This is a genomic window from Trichocoleus sp. DQ-A3, from assembly GCF_039961975.1.
In the GTDB taxonomy this organism is placed as follows: Bacteria; Cyanobacteriota; Cyanobacteriia; order Cyanobacteriales; family FACHB-T130; genus FACHB-T130.
Map to the genome: position 1 here is coordinate 125,669 of NZ_JAMPKC010000003.1, position 21,512 is coordinate 147,180.

A 21,512-nucleotide genomic window follows, 5' to 3' on the forward strand; every position below is an offset into this window, starting at 1 on the left:
CTTTGCGTTCTCTGCGGGAAAAATATCTTATGAAAGAAACACGAATCAAGCCGAGTGCCCTGTCATTGATGATTGGCACAAGTGCCGTAATATTATTCGCGTGCAGTAGCCTACGACACTCCATGTTTCAATCGGGGGCTTATGACTTGGGAATTTATGACCAAGTGGTTTATTTAATGAGTCAAGGACAGCCGCCAATTTCTTCGATTCTAGGCTTTCATCACATGGGAAACCATGCTGCTTGGGCGGTTTATCTGCTGTCTTTCCTGTACAAAATTTATCCTAATGTTCATTGGTTGTTAGGAGTACAAGCCATCGCTTTGTCTTTAGGTGCTTTACCAATGTGGCACCTAGCACGTCAAGCGGGGTTGAAAGAATCGCAAGCAATCACAATATCAGCAGTCTACTTGCTTTACCCGCTAATTTTTAATGCAAATTTATTTGAATTCCACCCGGAAGTGATGGCAGTTCCCGCTTTTTTAGCAGGGGTATGGTGTGCTAGACAAAATCGAATTGGCTGGTTTTGTGTCAGTATTATTTTTATTTTGGGGTGTAAAGCTGTTTTATCCCTTACTGTCACAGCAATGGGGATTTGGCTGCTGATGTTTGAGAAGCGGCGTTTATGTGGTGCATTTGCTCTTTCTGCTGGTATCGCTTGGTTCCTAATTGCAACTCAGCTAATTATTCCATCTTTCAGCGGTAGCGAAGTAGCTGCCGTTTCACGTTACAGCTATCTCGGTAACTCAGTTCTAGATATTGCTAGAAATCTCCTGTTTAAGCCTGAGTTGATATTGGGAAGAATTTTCTCATTTAAGACACTCGAATATCTGGCACTGTTGGTTTTTCCAGTAATTTGGGGACTTTCTCCCCGACACATGACTCCTCTAGTAAGTGCGATTCCCGCGTTGGCGTTAAACATTCTTTCCGACAAACCACACCAACGGGATTTACTCCACCAATATTCTTTGCCAATTCTGCCTTTTTTGATGCTGGCTGTCATTTCCAGCCTTGCCGCAAATCGAAGTTGGTTGCGAGACAAACGGGCAATAATCGTATGGTCGATAGTGGCTTTCTTAGCATTAGGAAAGTATGGCTATTTTTGGTCGAAATATCAAAATTCTGTTGATACTTGGCAAGCAGCGCGAGAAGCGATCGCTCAAGTTCAAACGAAAGGCGGTGTGTTAACCACCAATCGGATTGCACCTCATTTAACTCACCGCCAGACGATCAAATTAGTGGACGATCTGAGTCCGCTCCCTGCCAATCTATCTCCTTTTGAGTATATATTGCTCAATGTACGTTATCCAGGCGGTGCTGGCGGGACTGGTAGCCAAGAGTTCGCTGCCAAGCTGGCAAATCAACTAAAAAATACCCCAGGATTTCAATTAACCTATCAACGTGATGATGTTTATTTGTTTAGGAAAAAGTCTTAATAAAAATGAATATGATTGTAGGAGTTGAAAATGTCATATCCACAAGCACCTTGGACACTCCAGGGTTACGCGCTACAAACCCTGCACTTGATAGATGTTGAGCGATCGCGTCCCTTCATCCCTCCAGAGTTAGAAATCGTCTCAGTTTTTCCTGGAAAAACCCTAGGCGGGGTTTATCTTTCCTACTACGGATCGGGTTCCGTGTTGGAGTATAGCGAGTTAATTGTTATCCCAGCGATGGTCAAATATGAAGACAAGTTCGGCGGTTGGGTGTCCCACATCTATGTAGATAATGCCGATTCTGTTGCTGGTGGGAGAAGAATCTGGGGTTTACCGAAGGAACTTGCTGAGTTTACCTGGGAAAAAGGCGATCGCGCTGGTGTCACTGTCCGTCAAGGCGATCGGTTACTATGCACTCTCAGCTACACAGACGCCTTATTGCCCATCTCTACATGGTGGCGGCAGCCATTAATCGGAACTGCGTTTAGTAGCCAAAATTACGATTTGCTTTTTTTCAAAAGTCAGCTTGAATCTCAACTAAAGGCAATGAGTGGCAAGCTAGAAATCCCAGCAGAAAGCCCTTTTTCCCAGTTGAACTTAGGTCAGCCTTTACTAACTGTTTACTGCGACGAGATGAATTTAGTAGTCGGTGCGCCAGAAGCAGTAGGCACAACAGTAACAGCCAGGGAAGTTGAATTTAGCTACCCTTAAAAACTAAACTTCTTGCGAAACTTGCTGTAGCTCACACATTACAACTTGGAGCTACACAAACGAATCGGCCTCTCGGAATTCATCTGGGCTAAAATTCCAAAGTCTCAAAGCTTCAAGTCCATTTTGATGGACTTGAGCTGTTACCCCGGAATTTGAATTTCGAGTAGGCTACCGGATTTGTGCAAAATATCCGTGAAAAAACCCGCTAATTGCTTAACAACATAGCGGGGGTATAAAGGAGGAATTCAACAGGAAATTAAATATTCTTTCTAGATGTCAGAACCCCCAGCAGCCTCAGCACCCATCGGTAGCACCGCACCGCGTAGAAAATCGATTTGGTGCTGGAAGTCCATTCCTTCAATTTTTGCTAGCAAGTCTTTTCCAGCTTGGGAAAGTTCATAGTTAGGAGGCATCGGAATAATGGTACCACTATCCATTCCTTGCGCTAAAAAGTACCAGAACGCTAGTTTGGTTTCTGGACTCAGAGAACCATATTCGCGGCTAATTTGTGTATTCGCTTTAGAAGCAATGTCACGCTGAACTTGTAGTTGTTCTTCATGGGATAGTTCCTTAACTTGATTGAACAATCCCTGAGCAATCTCGGAACCAGAAGCGCCTGGAGCGGCTGGTGTAACAGATTTACCCATCTTGGTGTACACAAACCACAGCACGGCAAGCTGCTGGTCTACATCCATGCCTTGAAAAGCTTGTTTACCTTGATCGTATGCGTGTAAAGTGCCTGATGTCATACTTAACCCTCCGGAAAATTAATAATTGCTTTGTCTCTTTTGTTCAAGAAACAGGTTTTCACTTACTTAAAGAAAATTAACGAATAAATCATGGAAGTTTAACCCCGCTAGAGACAGATATGATCCCCATTAGAAATCCATCAATAAGATGGCAAAGATATTACAAGATTTCTAACTAAAGGAAGACGTAAGCAGAGAAGTCGTCATTCGCTATTAAGTAGCCGGATGGAATAAACTTGGAGATTTTCGCAGGTTGGGAAAACACCAGGAAACTCAACGCTGAAATTCTTTTTCAGCATTTATTGCAAAAATTAATTGGGTTTGCCCTGAGTACAGCCGTTATGAATAATTTGGATGAAATTATTACTCGCGATCCGCAAGATTTTATAAATGCCATCCTGCGGATTTTTACGAGCCAACTTATTTAAGAACTGGGGATTTCATCCAGCCGAAGCAATCAAACCTTCCATCGCGTGTTGCAAATCTTTAGTCAAATCAGTTACTGCAAGTCTCGCACCGTGGCGATTTGCCTGATAGACTGGGTAGCGTTCTGAAACCGAGATGGGTTGCCCTACACTCATCTCTACCCGTTGCTTACCTAATCGAGGACGCTGGAAGGGATTGCTGCCTTTGATTCGAGTTACCATATCCCATAAAAGTAAGGTAGTCTCGGCAAAACGCTCTACGGTTGGTTTTTCTAGAACATATTGTCCAGTTACGGCTACAAAAGTTTCTACCAACCGCATATGCCATATCCGAAGGCTGGCTTCCTCAGCAATTCGATTCGCCAATCCGCGTTCTAGGGGAGACAGCGCTTTAATATTCTTCAGGTCTTCCCGATAGATATAATTCCAGCCAGCCGCCTCTAGACGACGACAACGGTCAATTACGCTTCCCTTGGATGGCAGGTTAAAATACTCCTCTGCCACTTTTAACGCCACATTCAGTAGTGCTTGAAGTCGAATCGCCAAAGCTTCATTCGCATTGCTGGGCGATGCTTCTACAGTCGGCAAATTTTGATGATAAAACCGAGTGTAAAACTCCTCCATTACAGACAGTAAATGTTCGCCTAAACGACACAGTCGCTGATAGAGAGAAGCTTGAAAAGGTTGCAGGTTAGCAGATGGATTTAAACTTTCACCCTGTAATTCGCCTTTCAATTCACCCTTCAACTTTCCTTCTGGCAAACCGCTCGCTACTTCCAATTCGCCTAAAAGCTTTTCTATCTCTTTCCAGGGAGCTTCGACGTAACGGTATTTAATCCCTACTGGCACAATTAAAACTTGCTCCCCTCGTCCAGCCTTCTGCAAATCTTCAGCACACCAAAAGCCTAATTGTGCGATTCCGGGTTCTAGAGGGCTGATAATCTCATTGTGACCATTGGTGGCTCCTTCTGGGGAAGCGGTTATCGGAAACCGAGCGTTGGCAAATAGGTCACGAGCCGAACGCAATCCCGTCCAGTCTGCCTTACCGCGATGGATAGGGGTACCACCTAAGCGAGAATAGAGCCAGCCCATGTGGGCTCCCGCCCATAAAGGAATCCCTCGGTCATAAAGAAAGTGGGCATGAATCGGGTTTTGTAGCGAGATACCCTTTTCTCGTGCCACCCGTGGGACTAATTTCCAAAGCAGATAGCTCATGCACAGCGGATCTTCAACCCTGGGATGGCGAAATGCCATCATAAAGCGGATCTTCCCATCCTGAAATTGGCGATATAAATCGACTAAAATCTCAACGTTTTCTGCTTGAATTTGGGTAATCGCTGTTTGGGAACGTATGCAGCCAGGTAGCACTTGTTGGGCGGCTCGTAAAACCAGGGGGTTGAGCGCCGGTGGAATAAATTCTAGAGGAGGCTGAGCCGCACTCATTAAATCGGGCAAAGTGGTTTTCTTGTGAACTTGTGGACATTCTAGACTTAACTGAGATATCGATTATCCAATCTGTAGAGGGAACCAGCGATGCGACTGTCACAAATGTTTTTTGTCACTCTGCGGGAAGAACCGGCGGAAGCGGAAATCCCCAGCCATAAATTACTGCTCCGTGCAGGCTACATTCGTCGCATCGGGAGCGGTATCTACGCCTATTTACCCTTCATGTGGCGGGTGTTGCAAAAAATCTCTCAGATTGTGCGGGAAGAGATGAATGCAACCGGCGCACAAGAGTGTCTACTCCCGCAACTACAACCCGCTGAATTGTGGCAGCAGTCGGGGCGCTGGGATACTTATACCAAAGCTGAAGGGATCATGTTCGCCCTGACAGACCGCCGAGAGCAGGAACTGGGGCTGGGGCCAACGCATGAGGAAGTGATTACAGCGATCGCTCGTGATATGATTCGCTCCTACCGCCAGTTGCCTCTGCACCTCTACCAAATTCAAACTAAGTTTCGGGATGAAATTCGCCCCAGATTTGGTTTGATGCGAGGACGGGAATTCATCATGAAGGATGGCTATTCGTTCCACGTCGATGAAGAAAGCTTGAAAAAAACTTATCAGGATATGCACCATGCTTACAGCAAGATGTTAAGCCGGACGGGTTTAGCTTTCCGTGCTGTAGAAGCTGATTCAGGTGCGATTGGGGGGTCTGGTTCTCAAGAATTTATGGTACTGGCTGAAGCTGGGGAAGATGAAGTTCTCTACACCGAAGATGGCAAGTACGCCGCCAATGTGGAAAAAGCGGTTTCTTTACCTGCTGACATCGAACCATCTCCGTTTAAGACTTATGAGAAGCGGAAGACGCCGGACGCCGATACCATTGATAAACTCTGTAGATTCCTCAAGTGTTCGCCGACTCAAGTGGTGAAAAACGTCCTCTACCAGGCAGTTTATGACAACGGCTTGACGGTGCTGGTACTGATTAGTATCCGAGGCGACCAAGAAGTTAATGAAGTAAAGTTGCACAATGCTCTGACAAAATTGGCACCGGAATATCAAGCCAAAACGGTGCTATCTGTAGAGGTTCCAGCGGCGGCGCTTCAGCAACTATGGGCGACGAGACCTCTACCTTTGGGCTATATCGCTCCCGACATTGCAGACGATTACATCTGTTCGGCGAAAAATTTAGCTCCCCGGTTTTTGCGGTTTGTCGATAAAACTGCGGTCGAGCTAAAAAACTTCGTCACAGGTTCTAACGACTTGGAATACCATGTTGTCGGTGCTAATTGGGGCGAGCAGTTTAAGTTACCAGAAGGGGTCGTAGATATCCGCAAGGCACGACCGGGCGATCGCGCAACTCACGATCCCGCTCAAACACTCCGTACTGCCCGTGGCATTGAAGTGGGGCACATTTTCCAGCTAGGTAACAAGTATTCTCAAGCAATGGGAGCCACTTACACCAGCGAACAAGGTGAGGAAATTCCCCTAATAATGGGTTGTTATGGTCTGGGTGTTTCGCGGTTAGCGCAGGCAGCCGTAGAACAATCTTATGACAAAGATGGAATTATCTGGCCTGTTGCGATCGCGCCCTATCACGTCATCATCTCAGTTCCCAACACCAGCGACGCCCAACAAGTGGAAGTCGCTGAAAAACTATACACCCAATTGAATCAAGCGGGAATCGAAACTCTTTTAGATGATCGCGATGAACGAGCGGGAGTAAAGTTCAAAGATGCCGATTTAATCGGGATACCCTATCGCATCGTAACCGGGCGATCGCTCAATAGCGGTAAAGTGGAAGTTGTCGAACGGGCGACTCGCAAATCTCAGGAAATTCCTGTGGAGGAAGTCGCGACCACTTTAAAGCAGCGGATTGATGCTGCTTTAAATCAATAACAATTCACCCCAAAGGCACAAAGACACGAGGTTCTCATTCTGTGTCTTTGTGCCTTTACGCTTCAAAAAACCCTTGGATGATATTTGATGCCAATGCGCTTTTATAACTCCTAAAAACTTTGCGTCTGTGCGCGTGAATTTAGAAAATCGCGTCATTGTGCGCCAGAAAATTTAAGCGAGAACTATGGAATTTATAGCAATTTTTCTATCTGGTTTGCTTGCTCTCGTTTCCCCCGCAAATTTAGCCATCGACCGCATCGCTGAAAATGCCATTCGTTCCCAGTTTGATAAAGTGGAGCAGTTGCAAGTCCGCGTTGACAATGCTCCAAATTTCCAAATTGTGCAAGGAAAAGTTGAGCGAGTGCGGATTGGTGGGCGAGGGTTGTGGGTAACGCCAGAATTCCGGATTGCAGAGCTGGAAATGGAAACCGATCCCATTAACCTGGATGTGGCGCGTCTCCGGCAGAAGCGAGTGCGACCGACCGAATTGTTGAAGGAACCTTTACAAGCTGGGGTGCGTTTGGTGATTACCCAGCAAGATATTAATCAAGCTTTACAGTCACCCGCCGTTAGCGCTCAATTGCGTAAGCTGGGAAGCCGCATTCTTGGCAGCAACGCTGATATGCTGGTTCAGCGCTATGAGTTTGTCAATCCTCAAGTGGAATTTCTGGGAGATAACCGGCTGCGTTTCCAGTTGGAATTGCAGGAGCCGGGAAATGCAGATAAACTGGTTGTCTCGGTGGAATCAGGGCTAGGTATCGTGTCTGAGCATCAGTTGCAATTGATCGAGCCAAATGTCTTGGTCAATGGGATGCCAGTGCCACCCCTCCTGGTTGCCTCCTTCGTGTCCGGTCTCAATAGCCGCTTGGATCTACGCACCTTGAAAGATAGAGGGATTGCTGCCCGACTCCTAAAATTAGATTTAAATCAGGAACAACTAGAGTTAGCTGCATTTGTGAGGGTAGAAAAGCCAGACACAGCTTCCGCATCTACGCCGCGTTAGAATTATCCGGAGCAGCGCTCGTCTTCACTGTATTCCTCAACAAAACCTCCTCACCAGCATCCAAATAAATTTTAAGGAGGGAAATTGATATGAAAATTCAACAACCAGGCCGTCGAATCGGGATTGGCATCGCCGTTAGTGTTTTGGCGATGGCTTTGGCGGCTTGTAGCCCAGGGGAACAACAGGCAGCAAATACAGACTCTTCACCAACACCGTCAGTTTCTACGGCTATCCAACCGACTACTTCGCCTCAGGCGTCTGTGCAGCCATCTGTGCAACCCTCTGTGCAGCCGTCCGCTCAGCAACTATCTAGTCAGAAGACGGTTCAAGTCTACTGGCTCAAGAGTAGTGGTAGCAAGATTGAGGTGGTGCCCGCTCCGGTCAAAATACAGGCAGGAGTTAAGTCTGAGAACATTCTAGAAGGTGCGTTCAATCGTTTGTTGGCAGGCCCGAACGATCCGGCTTACAGCAGCACGATTCCCAAGGGAACGCAGCTACGAAATCTGGATGTTCGGGAGGATGGTGTTCACGTAGATTTGTCCCAAGAATTTACTGCTGGTGGCGGTAGTGCCTCGATGACAGGTCGCGTGGCGCAAATCCTCTATACAGCCACCAGTATCAATCCCAATACCAATGTTTGGATTGATGTAGAGGGAAAAAGGTTGGAAGTTTTGGGCGGTGAAGGGTTGGAACTCAATCAGCCTCTGACTCGCCAAAACTTTGAGAAAAATTTTGATTTATAGGGCTTTGTTTACTTTCTCGCGCTTAAGCTAAAGTCACGGAAGTGACGGGCTTGCTGTTCAATCCGAGCGGCAAGGCGATCGCAAACTAAGTTACATAATTCAAAAATCAACTCATCTTCCACTTTGTAATAAGCCGATGTCCCTTCGCTGCGGCGACTCAGGATACCGGCTTGCAGCATCACTTTTAGATGCTTAGAAACGTTAGCCTGACTGGTTTGTGTTGCCTCAACCAATTCTTGTACGCATTTCTCGTCGTCGCGCAGGAAGTTCAAAATCCGCAACCGCATTGGTTCGCTCAAGATGCTGAAATACTCTGCAAGTTGTTGTACAACTTCTGGTGGTACAGACAAAGCTTGTCGCATGAGACTAACCAGAAATGATAGTTCATCCTGATTATATATGATGTTTTTTGGTTAATAACTATTTAGTAATTGTTAAATTTCTTTTGTTGATTAATATTGTAAATCGGGTAACTTTAGATACGATTTCTTAAAGGAAACTTCGTAGAATTAAATAATGGAAATATGCGTATTTAGCAAAATTAATCGATATTTCCATTATTTAGAAGGAATTTTTTAGACAATTAAATTATACAAAAAAGCTTACTCCAAAAATAGAAAAATTTTGGGAATAAACTTTTTGGACGATTCATGGCAGATGCCTCCGCGCAACGTTTACAAACGCTAAAGTTATTCGGGGTTAATCCGCATCAGCGGTTGACCATACTCAACAGGTTCGCCGTTTTGAACCAAAACTTCTATCACCGTACCGGACACCTCGGCTTCAATTTCATTCATCAGCTTCATTGCCTCAATGATGCAGACGGTTTGTCCGGTACGGATGCGATCGCCCACTTCCACAAATGGAGAATCATCCGGTGAGGGAGCGCGATAAAACGTCCCCACCATCGGTGATTTGACATCTTCGAGTCTTCTATCAATGGGAGAACCAGCAGTGGTCGGCGGGGCAGTTCGTGGCACCGCCTCTAAGTTCGGGCTGGACGGCATGGACGGAGATGCCTGGGAGGGGGGAGCCGAGACTTCGGGACTCCCACTCCCTGCCAGGGCGGGTGGCAAGACCGGCAAACCTCCGCGCGGATCTTTCCGCACGGTGAGTTCAAAATCAGCGCTTTTGAGTGTCAACTCTGTAATATCGGTTTGCGCGATCGCTGCCAGCAGTTCACGGAGATCGTTGAAGTCTATGGACATGAGAAAAAGGATGTCAGTAGTCAGGGATTAATTGTTGCTTGGTAGAGACAAGGGTAAATCTCGTCTCAAGGTCAGTGTCAGTTGTTGGTTGTTGGTTGTTTCTTCTGTACCGCTGACCCCTGACCACTGACTAAAAACTTTTGCATTATTCTCGACCCAGGTAGGTATCGGTACGGGTATCAATCTTGATCCGCTCTCCGACCGTGATAAACAGGGGAACCATCACCTGGGCACCTGTTTCCACGATTGCGGGTTTCGAGCCGCCAGTGGCGGTATCGCCTTTGAGACCGGGATCGGTTTGCGTCACTTCCAGCACTACGGAGTTGGGCAGTTCCACTTCCATGATCTGCTCGCCCCAGCTGATGACGTTCACCTCCATTCCTTCCTTAAGGTACTTTACGCGATCGCCAATCTGAACCGCATTCAGGCTTGCTTCTTCATAGGTTTCCATGTCCATAAACACGAACTGGTCGCCTTCTTTGTAGGTATGCTGCATCGTGCGCTTTTCCAGATTTGCCTGGGGCACCGTTTCTGCGGCTCGGAAGGTTCGTTCCACAACGGAGCCTGACTGCACATTTTTTAGCTTAGTGCGGACAAACGCAGCTCCTTTCCCTGGCTTAACGTGGAGAAATTCCACTACCCGCCACACAGCTCCATCTAATTCAATGGTGACGCCAGTTCTAAAGTCGTTACTCGAAATCATGAATCTTTATCTAGGGGAGAACAATCGGCACCTCATTTTACCGCGAGCGGAGGTTCTTCCTATTACTCGTAGATCGATCGGCTGCGTCTAATGTCGCTGGGTCGGGACACCCGTGTGGCAAGATTAAAAATGGAGTTTTTGGTAAGCGTGAAAGCTTCAACCGCAGTCGGGAAAGCAGCATGCAGGAATTAATTTATGCTTGATTCAAACCGTTCCACGCTCGATTGGTTCAAACGCTTGGCTTTAACAGGCGTCTTAGTAGTGCTGATGATGACACTCTCAGCAGGACTCAGCGCTGCTTGGTGGGATTCTGGCAAAACTGCCCGTGATAGTGGATTGCCATCGGGAAATGCCATCACAGATGGTAAAGCTTTGTTACGGTATGCCCTACCCATTGACAATCAAGCAGTGCGGGAAATGCAAGCCGATTTAGAAGATATTTCCATACAACTGCGAAGTAAGCGTTGGAGTGCGATCGCCAGCGATGTTAGCAAGGCATCTCGAATTTTAAGCGATCGCTCCTCCGACTTGCTCGCGGGCGTCTCTCCGTCGCAAAAATCTCAAGCAGAAGCCCTAATTGCGAAGATGGAAGAACAATTTGGGAAGCTTCGAGAAACCGTAGAAGCCAAAGATAAAGACCAAACTCAGGCGGAACGGGGCAACGTTCTCGATCTCGTGGGTCAGCTAGAAGAGCTAATGGTGCCGGGATTCCCCTTCGAGGTGCCCTCAGCGTACAGTAATCTGCCTCAACTCAAGGGACGCGCCACCATAGAAATGACAACCGAGAAAGGCCCCCTGACCCTAGTAGTAGACGGTTACAGTGCGCCCGTGACTGCGGGTAACTTTGTGGATTTAGTCCAGCGTGGCTTCTATGACGGGCTAGAATTTGTCCGCGCCGAAGACTCCTACGTGCTGCAAGTGGGAGATCCTCCCGGCCCAGATCAGGGGTTTATTGACCCAGAAACTGGCAAATACCGGGCGGTTCCGTTAGAAGTGCTGGCGAGAGGCGACAAAGAACCCACCTATGGCATTACCTTAGAAGACGCGGGGCGTTACCTCGACCTACCCGTGCTTCCTTTCTCAGCTTATGGTGCCTTAGCAATGGCTCGTCCGGAAACAGAACCCAACGGCGGTTCTTCTCAGTTCTTTTTCTTCCTGTTTGAGCCAGAACTAACCCCAGCCGGTCGTAACCTGTTGGATGGGAGATATTCAGTTTTTGGCTATTTAACGAAAGGCAAAGAAGTTCTGGAAAAACTCGATGCAGGCGACAAGATTGTCTCGGCTAAAGTAATCCAGGGCGTGGAGAATTTAGTCCAGCCACAAGCCGCATAAACATCACAGGGCGATAAAGAGCTATTAATAGGGTGGGTGGGACGGCAATGCCAGCATTGCGCGATCGCCCACCCTCTCTGCTATAAAATTAGGAAATTTATGGCAATTATTGAGGTAATTTTTGTCATCACTGTCAGTGTGATGGCGGTTTTTTTGGTTTACAGTACCTCCCAGCAACGACAGCAGCAGATGCAACTAGAAAATGCTTTTTATCAATTGCTGGAAGCTCAAAATAGTTGTATTTCGCTCATTCAATTGACAGCAGCAGCAAGAGTAGATGTCCCATTAGCGAAGGAATACCTGGATCGTCAGGTGCAGATGTTTGGGGTGCTGCCAGAAGTAGATGCTGATGGAGATACCTTTTACCGCTTTCCTAAGCTGAAGCGGGATTCTGCTTCAGATAGAAATTAGCGTGAAGTGAGGAAATAGAGCGATAGCGAAGCGCTGACTTGTCAGTTCGCGTTTTTGTGTGGAGTAGATAAGGAGCAATTTTATTTCCTTTGCTCTCTTATTTTCTGGTAAATCAGCTTTAAGTTTTTGCACCTCTATAGTAAGCCTATAAGAGTGGTAAGATTCAAGCGGTTCAGATACCCAGCTTCTCCCTCGAAGTCTGGTATTTTGCCTTCAGGAGCAATAATAGTAGGTGTAGCTCCAGACGAATTCTAGTATCAGTGACAAAAAAATGAAAGCTAGAAGTGTTATCCACTTTCTAGCCCTTTTTTCATTTCCACTCAGTCTTTATGAACGCAAATTTTCTCTAAAAACTAGCTAGATTTGCTATTTCCACGCCGACGAATTGTTATCAACGATCCAACTACTAATCCCAAGCCAGCAAGCGTGGCTGGTTCAGGAACTTTTTGTTCTCTAGCCATTACTTTAAAGTCTGGGCCATTGTAACTCGCGTCTGCTGTCACTCGGATACCTGCTAGAGAAGTAATTCCCAATTGCGCTAGGCTAACTCCCCAAGAACCAACCTCTTGACTTCCACTAATTTCCATTGTGTCAATGCTATAGCCTGCGGAAAATTGAGCGGTTCGCTTGAGTTTTAGAAAATTACCAATGAGGTTGCCAGCTTTATCAATTGCTTGAATACCTAAATCGCTGTTCTTGCCCCGTTCCCAGAAAAAGAGGTTGTCTAATCCTGTCTTATCTGAACGAACTAGGTTATTGAAGAAAAGGTTGATACTAATGGAACCATTATCCTCAGTATCAATAATGTTGTTGAGGTTTTGGTTGCCCAGATAAGTAGCAATATCAGTATTGGTTGGGTTTTTAATTCCAGATACTTCAACACCGTTTGGTTTGCTAGCTTTATCGCCTCTATCTGTGCTAGCAGCTCCCGTATTATTGTTGTAGCCACCGGCTTCTGGATTGGCAGTTTCTCCCTTCTTGCCAGTGAGACTAATAGCAGTATTGGAGATTATTTTAGCCTCTTTAACCAGATTAAAACTATCAATTGTGACTTTATTCTGGGTAATCGACTGAAGCCAAATATCTGCCTCGGAGTTACTTTTTTGGCTAACGTTGGTTTGGAAGCTTGCAGCTTGCGCTGAACTAGAAATCGTGAAGGCTGTTCCAACGGCTAAGCATAGAAAAGTTGATGTACGCTGAAAATTCATTCTTTTAATCCTCTGGTAGGTGCTCATGTAGAAACGTTGTTGAAAGGTATTAGTTGAAGGTTTTCAGTGACAGATTCTCCCAATCCACAGCAACTCGTTAAGCCCAAACTTTAGCGATGTAGGTCTAAGCTAAAACTTTAGTCATTTAGCTAAAGTTTTGCTTTTCTGCTATTTCATCTAAATTAAACTGCCAACTTTCTCAAATAATTTAGTTCTTTTAGCTAAATCCTTGATAAATCGGCACTATTTCATCCTAAGAGTAAAGATTAATTAAGTCATCCTTGAAGCTACGGAAATTAAAATTAGAATGCTTCTTGCTGTGCGTAAAATTTCGGATACCTTGAAAATGTTGTTAGAGATATAGAAGTTTTATTAAAAGGAATTACCTACAAAAGTAAGACTTTAGATAGATAGCGATCGCACTTTCAAAAGCTACAATTACGCACTCAAGTAAAAACTTGTAGATAATGATGAAATTACTGAGAAAAAATTACTGAGACCCATTAGAAATTAACCATCATTTAAGTAAAAGATGGATGAATTCCCGTTGAAGTTACGGAAGTGTCAAAAAAATGCTCGCTTCTTATGCGTGAGAGTTCGGACATTTAGAGCGATCGCACTTTTCCCACCCGGCAATCTTGCAACCAATTCCGAACTGCCTGACCAATGATGCCATTACTGCTATCGCGCGGCGGTGTAGGGGGTCGTCCTCCCGGAGAAGGGCCAGTACGGGAAAACATGAGTGCTAGGCTCCAACCACTGTCAGTTTGAGCCAGAAATAGCCAGTGATACTGCTGTAATTCAATTGCCTTGCCAGCTGTATATTGTCGCTCCAAGGTGGTAATGAATAGCTGCTTGGGGGCTGCGGCAAGTTCGGCTGGAGTCGTTGGGGTATATTGACCGGGACCCAGGCTAAGCGGCTCAAACTCTGGGCGTCCAGCGATAATCACCGAACTAGAAGAAATATCAACTTTTCTGCTGCGGCGTCGAGCACGTTGATTGACCCGATTCGCATAACTGGGTAAATCCCGCAGGAGTAGAAGTGTGAGGTTTTCTAAATTATTGGGGCAAGCAGAAAGCTGCCGGGGCAGAGAAACCCTGTTACTGTTGAGTGCAGGGGCGGACTTTCCTTGTCCCGGTTGAGTGCTGAATGCAGCGAACAGCGAACAGCCAGAAATCAGAAGTAACCGCCTAACTTCTAACAACTGACGCTTTCGACCTGAGTTCATGAAACCCCTGTTAGCTCGTCACAAATTCTTGCCCAAGCCGCAACAGGGTCAGAGGCGGCGGTAATCGGACGTCCGATTACCAAGTAATCAGCGCCTGCTTGGAAAGCTTGGGTGGGGGTGAGCGATCGCTTCTGATCTCCCGCTTCTGCCCAAGAGGGGCGCACACCCGGACACACCAGCAGAAAATCATCGCCGCAAGTCTGCCGCAGCTGGTCTGCCTCTTGGGGGGAACAAACTGCCCCAGCCAGCCCTGCTTCTTTGGCTAGCAGCGCCATCTGTAAGGCATACTCTGGCAGTTCTAGCGGTATTTTAAGTTCAAAGGCTAGCTGGCGTGAGGTGAGACTGGTCAGCAGCGTAATCGCAATTAAATTGGGGGGTGTCACCCCTACCTCCTGTGCGCCCTCCTGTGCCGCTGCTACTGCCCCCTGCAAGGCACCGCAACCGGCAGTTGCATGAATTGTCACTAAATCCACCCCGTAGCGGGCAGCGGCGCGGCAAGCCCCAACAACCGTGTTGGGGATATCGTGAAACTTCAGATCCAGAAAAATTCGCTTTTGCCGAGCTTTGAGCGCCGTTAAGATTTCCGGCCCACTGCTGACAAATAGCTCTAACCCCACCTTCCAGAATGATACTTGGGGCAATTGATCGACGAGCGCGATCGCGGCTTCCTTTGTCGGCACATCTAGCGGCACGATGATGCGCTCTGTGACTGACTTAGGGGATTCTAGGCGAGTAGGATTTGGGTTCACGGGTAGGAGTAAGGCTGAAAAAATCGACTTGGCAACCAGAGTGAATTTTTCAATTCACTCGCTCACCTTAGCTTACAAGGCGGACAAATCGCTTTTTCCCCACACTCAGGATGCGTCCGGCTAGTTGTTCGGGCGTGTCAAAGACGAGATCGATCGTGTCAACGCGATCGCCATCTAGTCGCACGCCACCCTCTTGTATTCGCTGCCGTGCTTCCGAACTACTTTTACACAGACCGCTAGCACTGACAATGTAGAAAAACTTAGCCGGAAATTGCACGCTCAAAAGCGAAAATTCCGGTACATCGTCAGTTTTTCCCTTCCTTGCTTCCTCCGCTGCTTGCTGACCGTGGTACTGCTTCACAATCTCGAACGCAAGTTCTTGCTGGCGATCGCGCGGAGTTTCTGGCAACCGATCCAAAGGCAGATCCGTCAGGAGTTCAAAATACTGCTCCAACAGCTCATCTGGAATCTTTTCCAGCTTCTGATACATTGGAGTCGAGCGTTCCGATAGCCCCACATAATTGCCTAGAGACTTCGACATTTTCTGGACGCCATCTGTCCCGATCAAAATCGGCATCAACACCCCAAACTGAGGCTTCTGACCAAAATGCCGCTGTAAATCTCGCCCCACAGCAATATTAAATTTCTGATCGGTTCCTCCCAACTCCACATCCGCTTCTACCGCTACAGAATCATAACCCTGCATTAATGGGTAGAGAAACTCATGCAGATAAATCGGATTTTCTTGTTCAAAACGGAGAGCAAACCCCTCCTTCGCCAGCATCTGTCCCACCGTCATCGTGGCGAGTAATTCCTGAATTTTTGCCAAATCTAGTTTGCCCAGCCACTCGGAGTTGTAACGAATTTCCAACCGTCCCGGCGTATCGAAATCCAGGATTGGACGCACCTGATCCAGATACGTCTGGGCATTTTGAGCCACTTCCTCTGCTGTCAGCTGGCGGCGTACCTCAGACTTCCCCGTTGGATCGCCAATCCGAGCCGTAAAATCCCCCAGAATTAGAACAGCCGTGTGACCAGCATCCTGAAGCGATCGCAACTTTCGCATGGGGATAGTATGACCGAGATGAATCTCTGCACCTGTCGGATCGATCCCATACTTGACCCGCAAAGGTCGGTCAGTCTGCGCTAACCGTTGAGCCAAATTCTCCGCCGGGTCAGAAGAATCAGGCTGATTGGGAAAAATTTCGCTGACGCCGCGATAGAGCCAACTGAGGGCTTCTGGAGGCGTTTTTGCCGATGATACACTAGCGGTCATGCTTTGCCAAAACTCAATCGGGTATGGTAACTAATCACTATATTTGTATTTAATGCAAGTTCAAGGCAAATCAGATTAGTATAATTTGCAAAAATTGTTAAAATCTCCATGCCCGATTTCAAAATTTTAGGAACAGGCTGCACTTATGATGCTATAGCAGATCAGTTTCCTCCCCGGTCTAACCTCCCGATCGCATTCCCGGACAGATTTTAAAATCGTCCCTCCGGCTGCCCCTGGAAAGTCTTTGTAATTTCAATCAGCAAAGCCCTATCCAGTCGCACAACATCAAAGTCCCACATTTTTTAGTGAGGAAGTGAAATCCCCGTGTCGTCTAGCACTATTCAAGACAAACACTCGCGAGAGCCAGTCCCACCGATTTTTAAGTTCATGCAGGGAGTCGGGAAAGCAACGGGCGGAACCCTCCTCGGCATCACCATGCTTACCAGTTCGGTAGCTGCTGGTGGACTGGTTGGATTAGCAATTAGCTTCCGTAACCTGCCAGATGTGCGCGTTCTCCGCAGCTATGCGCCTACTGAAACTTCTTACATCTACGATGTTAAGGGCAAGCACCTCACCAGTCTCCACGGCGAAGCCAATCGCGAAATCGTCCCCCTTGACCAAATTTCTCCTGAACTGAAGCGGGCGGTTCTCGCAATTGAAGATAGCCACTTTTACTTCCACCAAGGCATCAACCCCAACAGCGTTGGTCGTGCTGTCCGAGCAAACTGGCAGAAGGGTTCGGTTGTTGAGGGCGGCTCGACGATCACCATGCAGTTGGTGAAAAACCTATTTCTCTCTCGCAAGCGTACCTTTAGCCGCAAAATTGCTGAAGCTGTGCTGGCAATTCGTTTGGAGCAAATCTTTAAGAAAGACCAAATTTTAGAAATGTACCTCAATCAGGTGTATTGGGGTCACAACAATTACGGTGCCCAAACCGCATCTGAAAGCTACTTTGGCAAAAAAGCTGCTGACCTCAACTTGGCAGAGGCGTCAATGTTGGCAGGAATGATTCAGGCTCCAGAAGACTACAGCCCTTTCACCAACTACAAGCTCGCCAAACAGCGACAAGCGCAGGTGTTGGGTCGGATGAAAGAGTTGGGGTGGATTACAGCCCAAGAGGAAGCAGCCGCCCGCAAGCTAACCATTAAAAAGGGTCAGCTGACTTCTTGGCAAACCAGCGAACTACCTTACATCACAGATGCAGTCGTGGCTGAGTTGAAAGAGCGCTTTGGCCCGGATGCAGTGCTAAAAGGGGGAATGCGAGTCCAAACTACCATCGACTACAAATTCCAGCGGATGGCGGAACAAAAGGTCAGTCGTTGGCATAGAAGACTTCAGGGTTGGGGAGTTTATAACAACCAAATTGCTCTGGTGGCAGTCGATCCTCGGACGCATTTTGTGAAAGCGTTGGTCGGCGGGGTTAATTACAAAAAAAGTAAGTTTAATCGAGCAACCCAATCGCTACGCCAGCCAGGATCTGCCTTTAAACCATTTGTTTACTATACGGCGTTCGCGACTGGGAAATATTCGCCCTATTCCACGGTCTACGATTCGCCAGTCAGCTATCGAGATGGAGGGGGCTATTACTCTCCTAGAAACTACGGCGGTGGCTACTCCGGTGCGATGAGCATTCGCCAAGCTCTCGTCGTCTCTGCGAATGTGCCTGCGGTGAAAATCGGACGGTCTGTGGGGCTGGATAAGGTAATTGAAACCTTGCGGACGATTGGCTTTAAGAGTCCAATTGAGCCGGTGATTTCCTTGCCTCTGGGAGCGATTGGTGTGACGCCGTTGGAAATGGCTGGCGGCTATGCCACGTTTGCCAGTAATGGCTGGCATTCTGACACCACGCTGATTGTCCGGGTAACAGACAGCCGAGGCAATGTGTTGCTCGATAACACTCCTAAACCCCGTCTGGTGTTAGACCCGTGGGCGACTGCATCTCTGACTCAAGTGCTGCAAGGGGTGATCAGTGGCGGTACGGGGAAAGCTGCACAGATAGGTCGTCCGGCGGCTGGTAAGACGGGTACGACTTCTTTAGAGAAAGATGTTTGGTTTGTGGGCTATGTCCCGCAAATGTCAACGGCTGTGTGGATTGGCAAGGATAACAACCGCAGCTTAGGCGGTGGTGTTACAGGGGGCCAGTACGCCGCTCCGATTTGGCGCGATTTTATGTCAACGGCTATGTCTGGCGAACCCGTGCAATACTTCCCATCGCCTTCCAAATTTGAGCGACCCCGCTCATAATTTGAGATTTTGGATTTTGGATTCACTCCAAAATCCAAAATCTTTAGGGTTGCTTGGACAGTTCGGATTTCATCCGCTCTAGGGTGAGGTTCATTTGGTCAAACATTTGAGCTGGAGTGATGCCAAATTGACCAAGCTGGGTATGTAGCTGCTGTACTGTCATTTGAGCCATGAAGTCATCAGATAGCTCGAATCGCTTCATAAAGACGCGATAGCGATCCATCATGGCTTCCATTTGCTCAATGAAAATCTTTTTTCCTTCGAGATCGAATTTGCCGTAGTGGCTTCCCAGTTGGATCAGGGATTGATAATCTTCAAATAGCTGCTTGGCTTCTTGCTGAACAATTTCTGAATCAAAAAATCCCATAGCCTTTTCTTTTTCCCGTTAATGGGCTTCCCCGCCAAGGAGAAGTTTACTGCTTTGAGTATCATTTTAGTGCAGCCCAATGTTTCCGTTATATTCGGTTTTCCGTATTAACGGCGATCGCGCTCTAAATCCTCGATCGCTTTTTCCCAATACCATTCCTCCGATTTAGCCGGATGCCTCTGTTTTAACCGCTCCACTAGCCGCACCGCAGCTGCCCTATCCCCGCTCAACAGTCTCAGCAGCTTGTTTTGTCGCTTAATTGTGGGTTGGTGACGCTGATGTCTACTTTCCTTGGCGGATGATTGTTTGGCAGATGATTGTTAAGTGATGAAATTGCCAGAAAAAATAGCTAGCAGCAAAATGAAGCCGAGTCTGATAGCAATACCGATTGTCCAAGATGGCATCCGATCGCCTACTTACCATTGACAAGTTTTTAAGGAAAGTCTATCCAGTTTCTCAGTAATTATCAGCGCCCAGCATCTGCAAGCCTTCTCAAGGAAAAAAATCAATATTATGGAAGAAGACAATTGCTTCCATCGCAAGTATGGTCTCGATAGAAAAATTCTTTGCTTTCCCTAAGCTTTTTTCCGGAAAATTTGGCAGTAAAATTTGGCAGCAGCTTCAGGAAGCAGGAAATCAGTCTGCAAGCAAGAGCCAAGGGGTCATGGAGTGGTGCGGTTCATGTTAACAAAGGCAAAAAATCGAAAAGTTGCAGCTATCTTGGCGTTGGTGGGGGCAGTGATACCCGTTGCTGGATTCCACAAGTTTTATATGGGACAGCCGGTATGGGGTCTGGCTTATTTGCTCTTGTCGTGGGGGACACCGATTCCTCGGATTGCTAGCGCGATTGAAGGGTTTTGGTATTTAGTCCAAGATGGGGATGAGTTTGACCGAAATTTTAATTTGGGCGTGGAACCGGCGGTTTCTCCCGTTGGTGTCGATCCCGATCGGGTGGGTGCGATCGCAGATGCATTGCGCCAACTGGACAGCCTGCGGGAAGAGGGACTGATCTCAGAATATGAATTTGAGCAAAAGCGCCGTCAATGGCTCGATCGCATCGCTTGACATTTATGGCACTTTTGATGGCACTGGTTTATGGCACTGTTTGAATGGCTACCACCCGCAGCTCGATTAAATCCGAATTTGCAGTCAATTCGGGGCAGGATTTTGAACGATCCCTACTACCGCCTGCAATCAACCCAAGAAATTGCGATCGCAGCGGAACTTGGTATCAAGATTGATGCAAATCAGGCAAGTGTAGACGATTGGCTGAGATTACCAGGGTTATCAATTCATCAAGCGCGATCGCTCGTTTCCCTCGCTCGATCTGGCGTTCAATTTTTCTGCATCGAGGATATTGCAGCAGCACTAGGAATGCCACCCGCTCGGCTAAAACCTCTAGAGGCAGTCATCCGATTTTGTTACTACGACGACTCTAGTTTGGCAACGCCGCAACTCATCAACCCGAATACGGCGTCTGTCGAAGAGTTGATGCAGATTCCATTGATTGACGCGGTTCTCGCCGTAACAGTAGTGCAAAATCGTCTCGTTGCCGGGTCGTACCGCAACCTAGTTGATTTCCAGCAACGGCTATCGCTTCCTGGAAATCTAACTGCCCAATTAATGCATTATTTGCGATTTTGAATAACTTATCGAGAAAAGTGATGAGTTTTCAGCCTTGGATTGAAAACAGATAAAACTCATCACTCAAAACTTTGACTTAAGTGCGGCTAATCCGGCTAAGAGGCCAGAAGCGGAAAAAGGCGCGACCAATGATATTCTTCTGGGGTAAGAAGCCCCAAACGTGGGAGTCGTTGCTGTTATTACGGTTATCTCCCATGACTAATACCTGGTCTTCAGGCACTAGCGCTGGTCCCCACTGATATTCTGGGGGTTCTGCGATGTAGTCTTCCTGGAGGGGCGAGTCGTCCACGTAGACCTTACCATTTTGAACTTTAACGACGTGACCCGGTGTGCCAATCACTCGTTTAATAAAGGCTTGGTCTTTCGCATAGCCCTGAATTTGCAATTTTTGGGGAGGGTCAAAAACTACGATGTCGCCTGGGTGGGGTGCCCGAAAGCGATAAGAGATTTTTTCCACTACCAAGCGATCGCCCACTTGCAAGGTCGGCAGCATAGAATCAGAGGGAATATAGCGGGGTTCGGCAACAAAGGTTCGGATAAAAAGGGCTAAACATAGGGCAATCAATAGAATTTGCAGGTTTTCTCTTAATTGTTCCCATATTCCCCCTCCTGCTGCCTTTTTTTCTTTATGTCCCCCGGAATCTACGCCTTTGGGTTGCCCCTGTTTTGTCTTCTCAGCAACAACTGCCCCAGTTTGATTGACTCCGTCCTGGGAAGAAGCATCTGCCTGAATCT

General features: G+C 47.3%; 23 protein-coding genes. 11 read left to right on the forward strand and 12 right to left on the reverse strand.

What is annotated here, in order from left to right:
* Window positions 1-29 precede the first annotated feature (29 nt).
* Together NDI44_RS06910 and NDI44_RS06915 are read left to right on the forward strand one after the other, a co-directional pair.
* Window positions 30-1,433, forward strand: coding sequence for a DUF2079 domain-containing protein (locus tag NDI44_RS06910; protein ID WP_199304713.1), 1,404 nt, complete (start codon window positions 30-32; stop codon window positions 1,431-1,433).
* A 30-nt stretch (window positions 1,434-1,463) separates the two neighbouring features.
* Window positions 1,464-2,144: an acetoacetate decarboxylase family protein gene (locus NDI44_RS06915; RefSeq protein ID WP_190410530.1), complete on the forward strand. Its 681-nt coding sequence runs from the start codon at window positions 1,464-1,466 to the stop codon at window positions 2,142-2,144.
* A gap of 269 nt (window positions 2,145-2,413) precedes the next feature.
* Here NDI44_RS06915 and NDI44_RS06920 read toward each other — a convergent pair whose 3' ends face one another.
* Window positions 2,414-2,893: an orange carotenoid protein N-terminal domain-containing protein gene (locus NDI44_RS06920; protein ID WP_190410531.1), complete on the reverse strand. Its 480-nt coding sequence runs from the start codon at window positions 2,891-2,893 to the stop codon at window positions 2,414-2,416.
* A 236-nt stretch (window positions 2,894-3,129) separates the two neighbouring features.
* Here NDI44_RS06920 and NDI44_RS06925 point away from each other — a divergent pair, with 236 nt between their 5' ends.
* On the forward strand, window positions 3,130-3,321 hold the full coding sequence (locus tag NDI44_RS06925; protein ID WP_190410532.1) for a hypothetical protein: 192 nt from the start codon (window positions 3,130-3,132) through the stop codon (window positions 3,319-3,321).
* Window positions 3,322-3,333: 12 nt separating this feature from the next.
* Here NDI44_RS06925 and NDI44_RS06930 read toward each other — a convergent pair whose 3' ends face one another.
* Window positions 3,334-4,773 carry a 1-acyl-sn-glycerol-3-phosphate acyltransferase gene (locus tag NDI44_RS06930; RefSeq protein ID WP_190410533.1) on the reverse strand — a complete coding sequence of 480 codons (1,440 nt, stop codon included), beginning with the start codon at window positions 4,771-4,773 and terminating at the stop codon, window positions 3,334-3,336.
* 78 nt (window positions 4,774-4,851) lie between these two features.
* On the opposite strand from NDI44_RS06930, the gene NDI44_RS06935 reads away from it, so the two are divergent.
* From NDI44_RS06935 to NDI44_RS06945, 3 genes are all read left to right on the forward strand, one after another.
* Entirely contained in the window at window positions 4,852-6,660 is a 1,809-nt protein-coding gene (locus tag NDI44_RS06935) for a proline--tRNA ligase (protein ID WP_190410534.1), read from the forward strand.
* 184 nt (window positions 6,661-6,844) lie between these two features.
* Window positions 6,845-7,663, forward strand: coding sequence for a DUF2993 domain-containing protein (locus NDI44_RS06940; protein WP_190410535.1), 819 nt, complete (start codon window positions 6,845-6,847; stop codon window positions 7,661-7,663).
* An 89-nt stretch (window positions 7,664-7,752) separates the two neighbouring features.
* Entirely contained in the window at window positions 7,753-8,406 is a 654-nt protein-coding gene (locus NDI44_RS06945; protein ID WP_190410536.1) for a GerMN domain-containing protein, read from the forward strand.
* Between the two features lie 8 nt (window positions 8,407-8,414).
* Here NDI44_RS06945 and NDI44_RS06950 read toward each other — a convergent pair whose 3' ends face one another.
* The 3 genes from NDI44_RS06950 to efp form a co-directional block, all read right to left on the reverse strand.
* A complete protein-coding gene (locus NDI44_RS06950) occupies window positions 8,415-8,768 on the reverse strand; it encodes a metalloregulator ArsR/SmtB family transcription factor (protein WP_190410537.1) in 354 nt (117 codons plus the stop codon).
* Between the two features lie 327 nt (window positions 8,769-9,095).
* Window positions 9,096-9,614 (reverse strand): acetyl-CoA carboxylase biotin carboxyl carrier protein, encoded by a 519-nt coding sequence (accB, locus tag NDI44_RS06955; protein ID WP_190410538.1) that lies wholly within the window; start codon window positions 9,612-9,614, stop codon window positions 9,096-9,098.
* A gap of 145 nt (window positions 9,615-9,759) precedes the next feature.
* The gene (efp, locus tag NDI44_RS06960) at window positions 9,760-10,317 is read right to left on the reverse strand and encodes an elongation factor P (protein WP_190410539.1); all 558 of its coding nucleotides are present in this window, start codon (window positions 10,315-10,317) and stop codon (window positions 9,760-9,762) included.
* Between the two features lie 195 nt (window positions 10,318-10,512).
* Here efp and NDI44_RS06965 point away from each other — a divergent pair, with 195 nt between their 5' ends.
* Both NDI44_RS06965 and NDI44_RS06970 read left to right on the forward strand, forming a co-directional pair.
* The gene (locus NDI44_RS06965) at window positions 10,513-11,649 is read left to right on the forward strand and encodes a peptidylprolyl isomerase (protein ID WP_190410540.1); all 1,137 of its coding nucleotides are present in this window, start codon (window positions 10,513-10,515) and stop codon (window positions 11,647-11,649) included.
* Between the two features lie 99 nt (window positions 11,650-11,748).
* The gene (locus NDI44_RS06970; protein ID WP_190410541.1) at window positions 11,749-12,060 is read left to right on the forward strand and encodes a hypothetical protein; all 312 of its coding nucleotides are present in this window, start codon (window positions 11,749-11,751) and stop codon (window positions 12,058-12,060) included.
* A 353-nt stretch (window positions 12,061-12,413) separates the two neighbouring features.
* Here NDI44_RS06970 and NDI44_RS06975 read toward each other — a convergent pair whose 3' ends face one another.
* The 4 genes from NDI44_RS06975 to tyrS form a co-directional block, all read right to left on the reverse strand.
* Entirely contained in the window at window positions 12,414-13,268 is an 855-nt protein-coding gene (locus NDI44_RS06975) for an exosortase-dependent surface protein XDP2 (RefSeq protein WP_190410542.1), read from the reverse strand.
* Between the two features lie 605 nt (window positions 13,269-13,873).
* Window positions 13,874-14,497 carry a hypothetical protein gene (locus tag NDI44_RS06980; protein WP_199299660.1) on the reverse strand — a complete coding sequence of 208 codons (624 nt, stop codon included), beginning with the start codon at window positions 14,495-14,497 and terminating at the stop codon, window positions 13,874-13,876.
* Window positions 14,494-15,246, reverse strand: coding sequence for an orotidine-5'-phosphate decarboxylase (gene pyrF, locus NDI44_RS06985; RefSeq protein ID WP_190410543.1), 753 nt, complete (start codon window positions 15,244-15,246; stop codon window positions 14,494-14,496). Before pyrF ends, NDI44_RS06980 begins: the two co-directional genes overlap by 4 nt.
* Before the next feature lie 67 nt (window positions 15,247-15,313).
* Window positions 15,314-16,522, reverse strand: a complete 1,209-nt coding sequence (gene tyrS / locus NDI44_RS06990; RefSeq protein WP_190410544.1) for a tyrosine--tRNA ligase — start codon at window positions 16,520-16,522, stop codon at window positions 15,314-15,316.
* Between the two features lie 324 nt (window positions 16,523-16,846).
* On the opposite strand from tyrS, the gene NDI44_RS06995 reads away from it, so the two are divergent.
* Window positions 16,847-18,766 (forward strand): PBP1A family penicillin-binding protein, encoded by a 1,920-nt coding sequence (locus tag NDI44_RS06995; protein WP_190410545.1) that lies wholly within the window; start codon window positions 16,847-16,849, stop codon window positions 18,764-18,766.
* Window positions 18,767-18,809: 43 nt separating this feature from the next.
* Here NDI44_RS06995 and NDI44_RS07000 read toward each other — a convergent pair whose 3' ends face one another.
* Window positions 18,810-19,133: a DUF1825 family protein gene (locus tag NDI44_RS07000; RefSeq protein WP_190410546.1), complete on the reverse strand. Its 324-nt coding sequence runs from the start codon at window positions 19,131-19,133 to the stop codon at window positions 18,810-18,812.
* A 107-nt stretch (window positions 19,134-19,240) separates the two neighbouring features.
* Window positions 19,241-19,363, reverse strand: coding sequence for a hypothetical protein (locus NDI44_RS07005; protein ID WP_348235263.1), 123 nt, complete (start codon window positions 19,361-19,363; stop codon window positions 19,241-19,243).
* 451 nt (window positions 19,364-19,814) lie between these two features.
* On the opposite strand from NDI44_RS07005, the gene NDI44_RS07010 reads away from it, so the two are divergent.
* Together NDI44_RS07010 and NDI44_RS07015 are read left to right on the forward strand one after the other, a co-directional pair.
* The gene (locus tag NDI44_RS07010; protein WP_190410901.1) at window positions 19,815-20,198 is read left to right on the forward strand and encodes an NINE protein; all 384 of its coding nucleotides are present in this window, start codon (window positions 19,815-19,817) and stop codon (window positions 20,196-20,198) included.
* Between the two features lie 30 nt (window positions 20,199-20,228).
* Entirely contained in the window at window positions 20,229-20,777 is a 549-nt protein-coding gene (locus NDI44_RS07015; RefSeq protein ID WP_190410547.1) for a ComEA family DNA-binding protein, read from the forward strand.
* 76 nt (window positions 20,778-20,853) lie between these two features.
* Here NDI44_RS07015 and lepB read toward each other — a convergent pair whose 3' ends face one another.
* Complete coding sequence (gene lepB, locus NDI44_RS07020; protein WP_347275843.1) at window positions 20,854-21,378, reverse strand: signal peptidase I; 525 nt, start codon at window positions 21,376-21,378, stop codon at window positions 20,854-20,856.
* Window positions 21,379-21,512 lie beyond the last annotated feature (134 nt).

What these genes read in the sequence shown, in the direction of transcription:
- NDI44_RS06950 (WP_190410537.1), bottom strand. Translation starts at nt 8,768, where the DNA reads ATGCGACAAGCTTTGTCTGTACCACCAGAAGTTGTACAACAACTTGCA.
- accB (WP_190410538.1), bottom strand. Translation starts at nt 9,614, where the DNA reads ATGTCCATAGACTTCAACGATCTCCGTGAACTGCTGGCAGCGATCGCG.
- NDI44_RS07010 (WP_190410901.1), top strand. Translation starts at nt 19,815, where the DNA reads ATGTTAACAAAGGCAAAAAATCGAAAAGTTGCAGCTATCTTGGCGTTG.
- NDI44_RS06965 (WP_190410540.1), top strand. Translation starts at nt 10,513, where the DNA reads ATGCTTGATTCAAACCGTTCCACGCTCGATTGGTTCAAACGCTTGGCT.
- NDI44_RS06920 (WP_190410531.1), bottom strand. Translation starts at nt 2,893, where the DNA reads ATGACATCAGGCACTTTACACGCATACGATCAAGGTAAACAAGCTTTT.
- NDI44_RS06910 (WP_199304713.1), top strand. Translation starts at nt 30, where the DNA reads ATGAAAGAAACACGAATCAAGCCGAGTGCCCTGTCATTGATGATTGGC.
- NDI44_RS07000 (WP_190410546.1), bottom strand. Translation starts at nt 19,133, where the DNA reads ATGGGATTTTTTGATTCAGAAATTGTTCAGCAAGAAGCCAAGCAGCTA.
- tyrS (WP_190410544.1), bottom strand. Translation starts at nt 16,522, where the DNA reads ATGACCGCTAGTGTATCATCGGCAAAAACGCCTCCAGAAGCCCTCAGT.
- NDI44_RS06940 (WP_190410535.1), top strand. Translation starts at nt 6,845, where the DNA reads ATGGAATTTATAGCAATTTTTCTATCTGGTTTGCTTGCTCTCGTTTCC.
- NDI44_RS06980 (WP_199299660.1), bottom strand. Translation starts at nt 14,497, where the DNA reads ATGAACTCAGGTCGAAAGCGTCAGTTGTTAGAAGTTAGGCGGTTACTT.
- NDI44_RS06975 (WP_190410542.1), bottom strand. Translation starts at nt 13,268, where the DNA reads ATGAATTTTCAGCGTACATCAACTTTTCTATGCTTAGCCGTTGGAACA.
- NDI44_RS06945 (WP_190410536.1), top strand. Translation starts at nt 7,753, where the DNA reads ATGAAAATTCAACAACCAGGCCGTCGAATCGGGATTGGCATCGCCGTT.
- NDI44_RS06970 (WP_190410541.1), top strand. Translation starts at nt 11,749, where the DNA reads ATGGCAATTATTGAGGTAATTTTTGTCATCACTGTCAGTGTGATGGCG.
- efp (WP_190410539.1), bottom strand. Translation starts at nt 10,317, where the DNA reads ATGATTTCGAGTAACGACTTTAGAACTGGCGTCACCATTGAATTAGAT.
- NDI44_RS06935 (WP_190410534.1), top strand. Translation starts at nt 4,852, where the DNA reads ATGCGACTGTCACAAATGTTTTTTGTCACTCTGCGGGAAGAACCGGCG.
- NDI44_RS07015 (WP_190410547.1), top strand. Translation starts at nt 20,229, where the DNA reads ATGGCACTGTTTGAATGGCTACCACCCGCAGCTCGATTAAATCCGAAT.
- NDI44_RS06915 (WP_190410530.1), top strand. Translation starts at nt 1,464, where the DNA reads ATGTCATATCCACAAGCACCTTGGACACTCCAGGGTTACGCGCTACAA.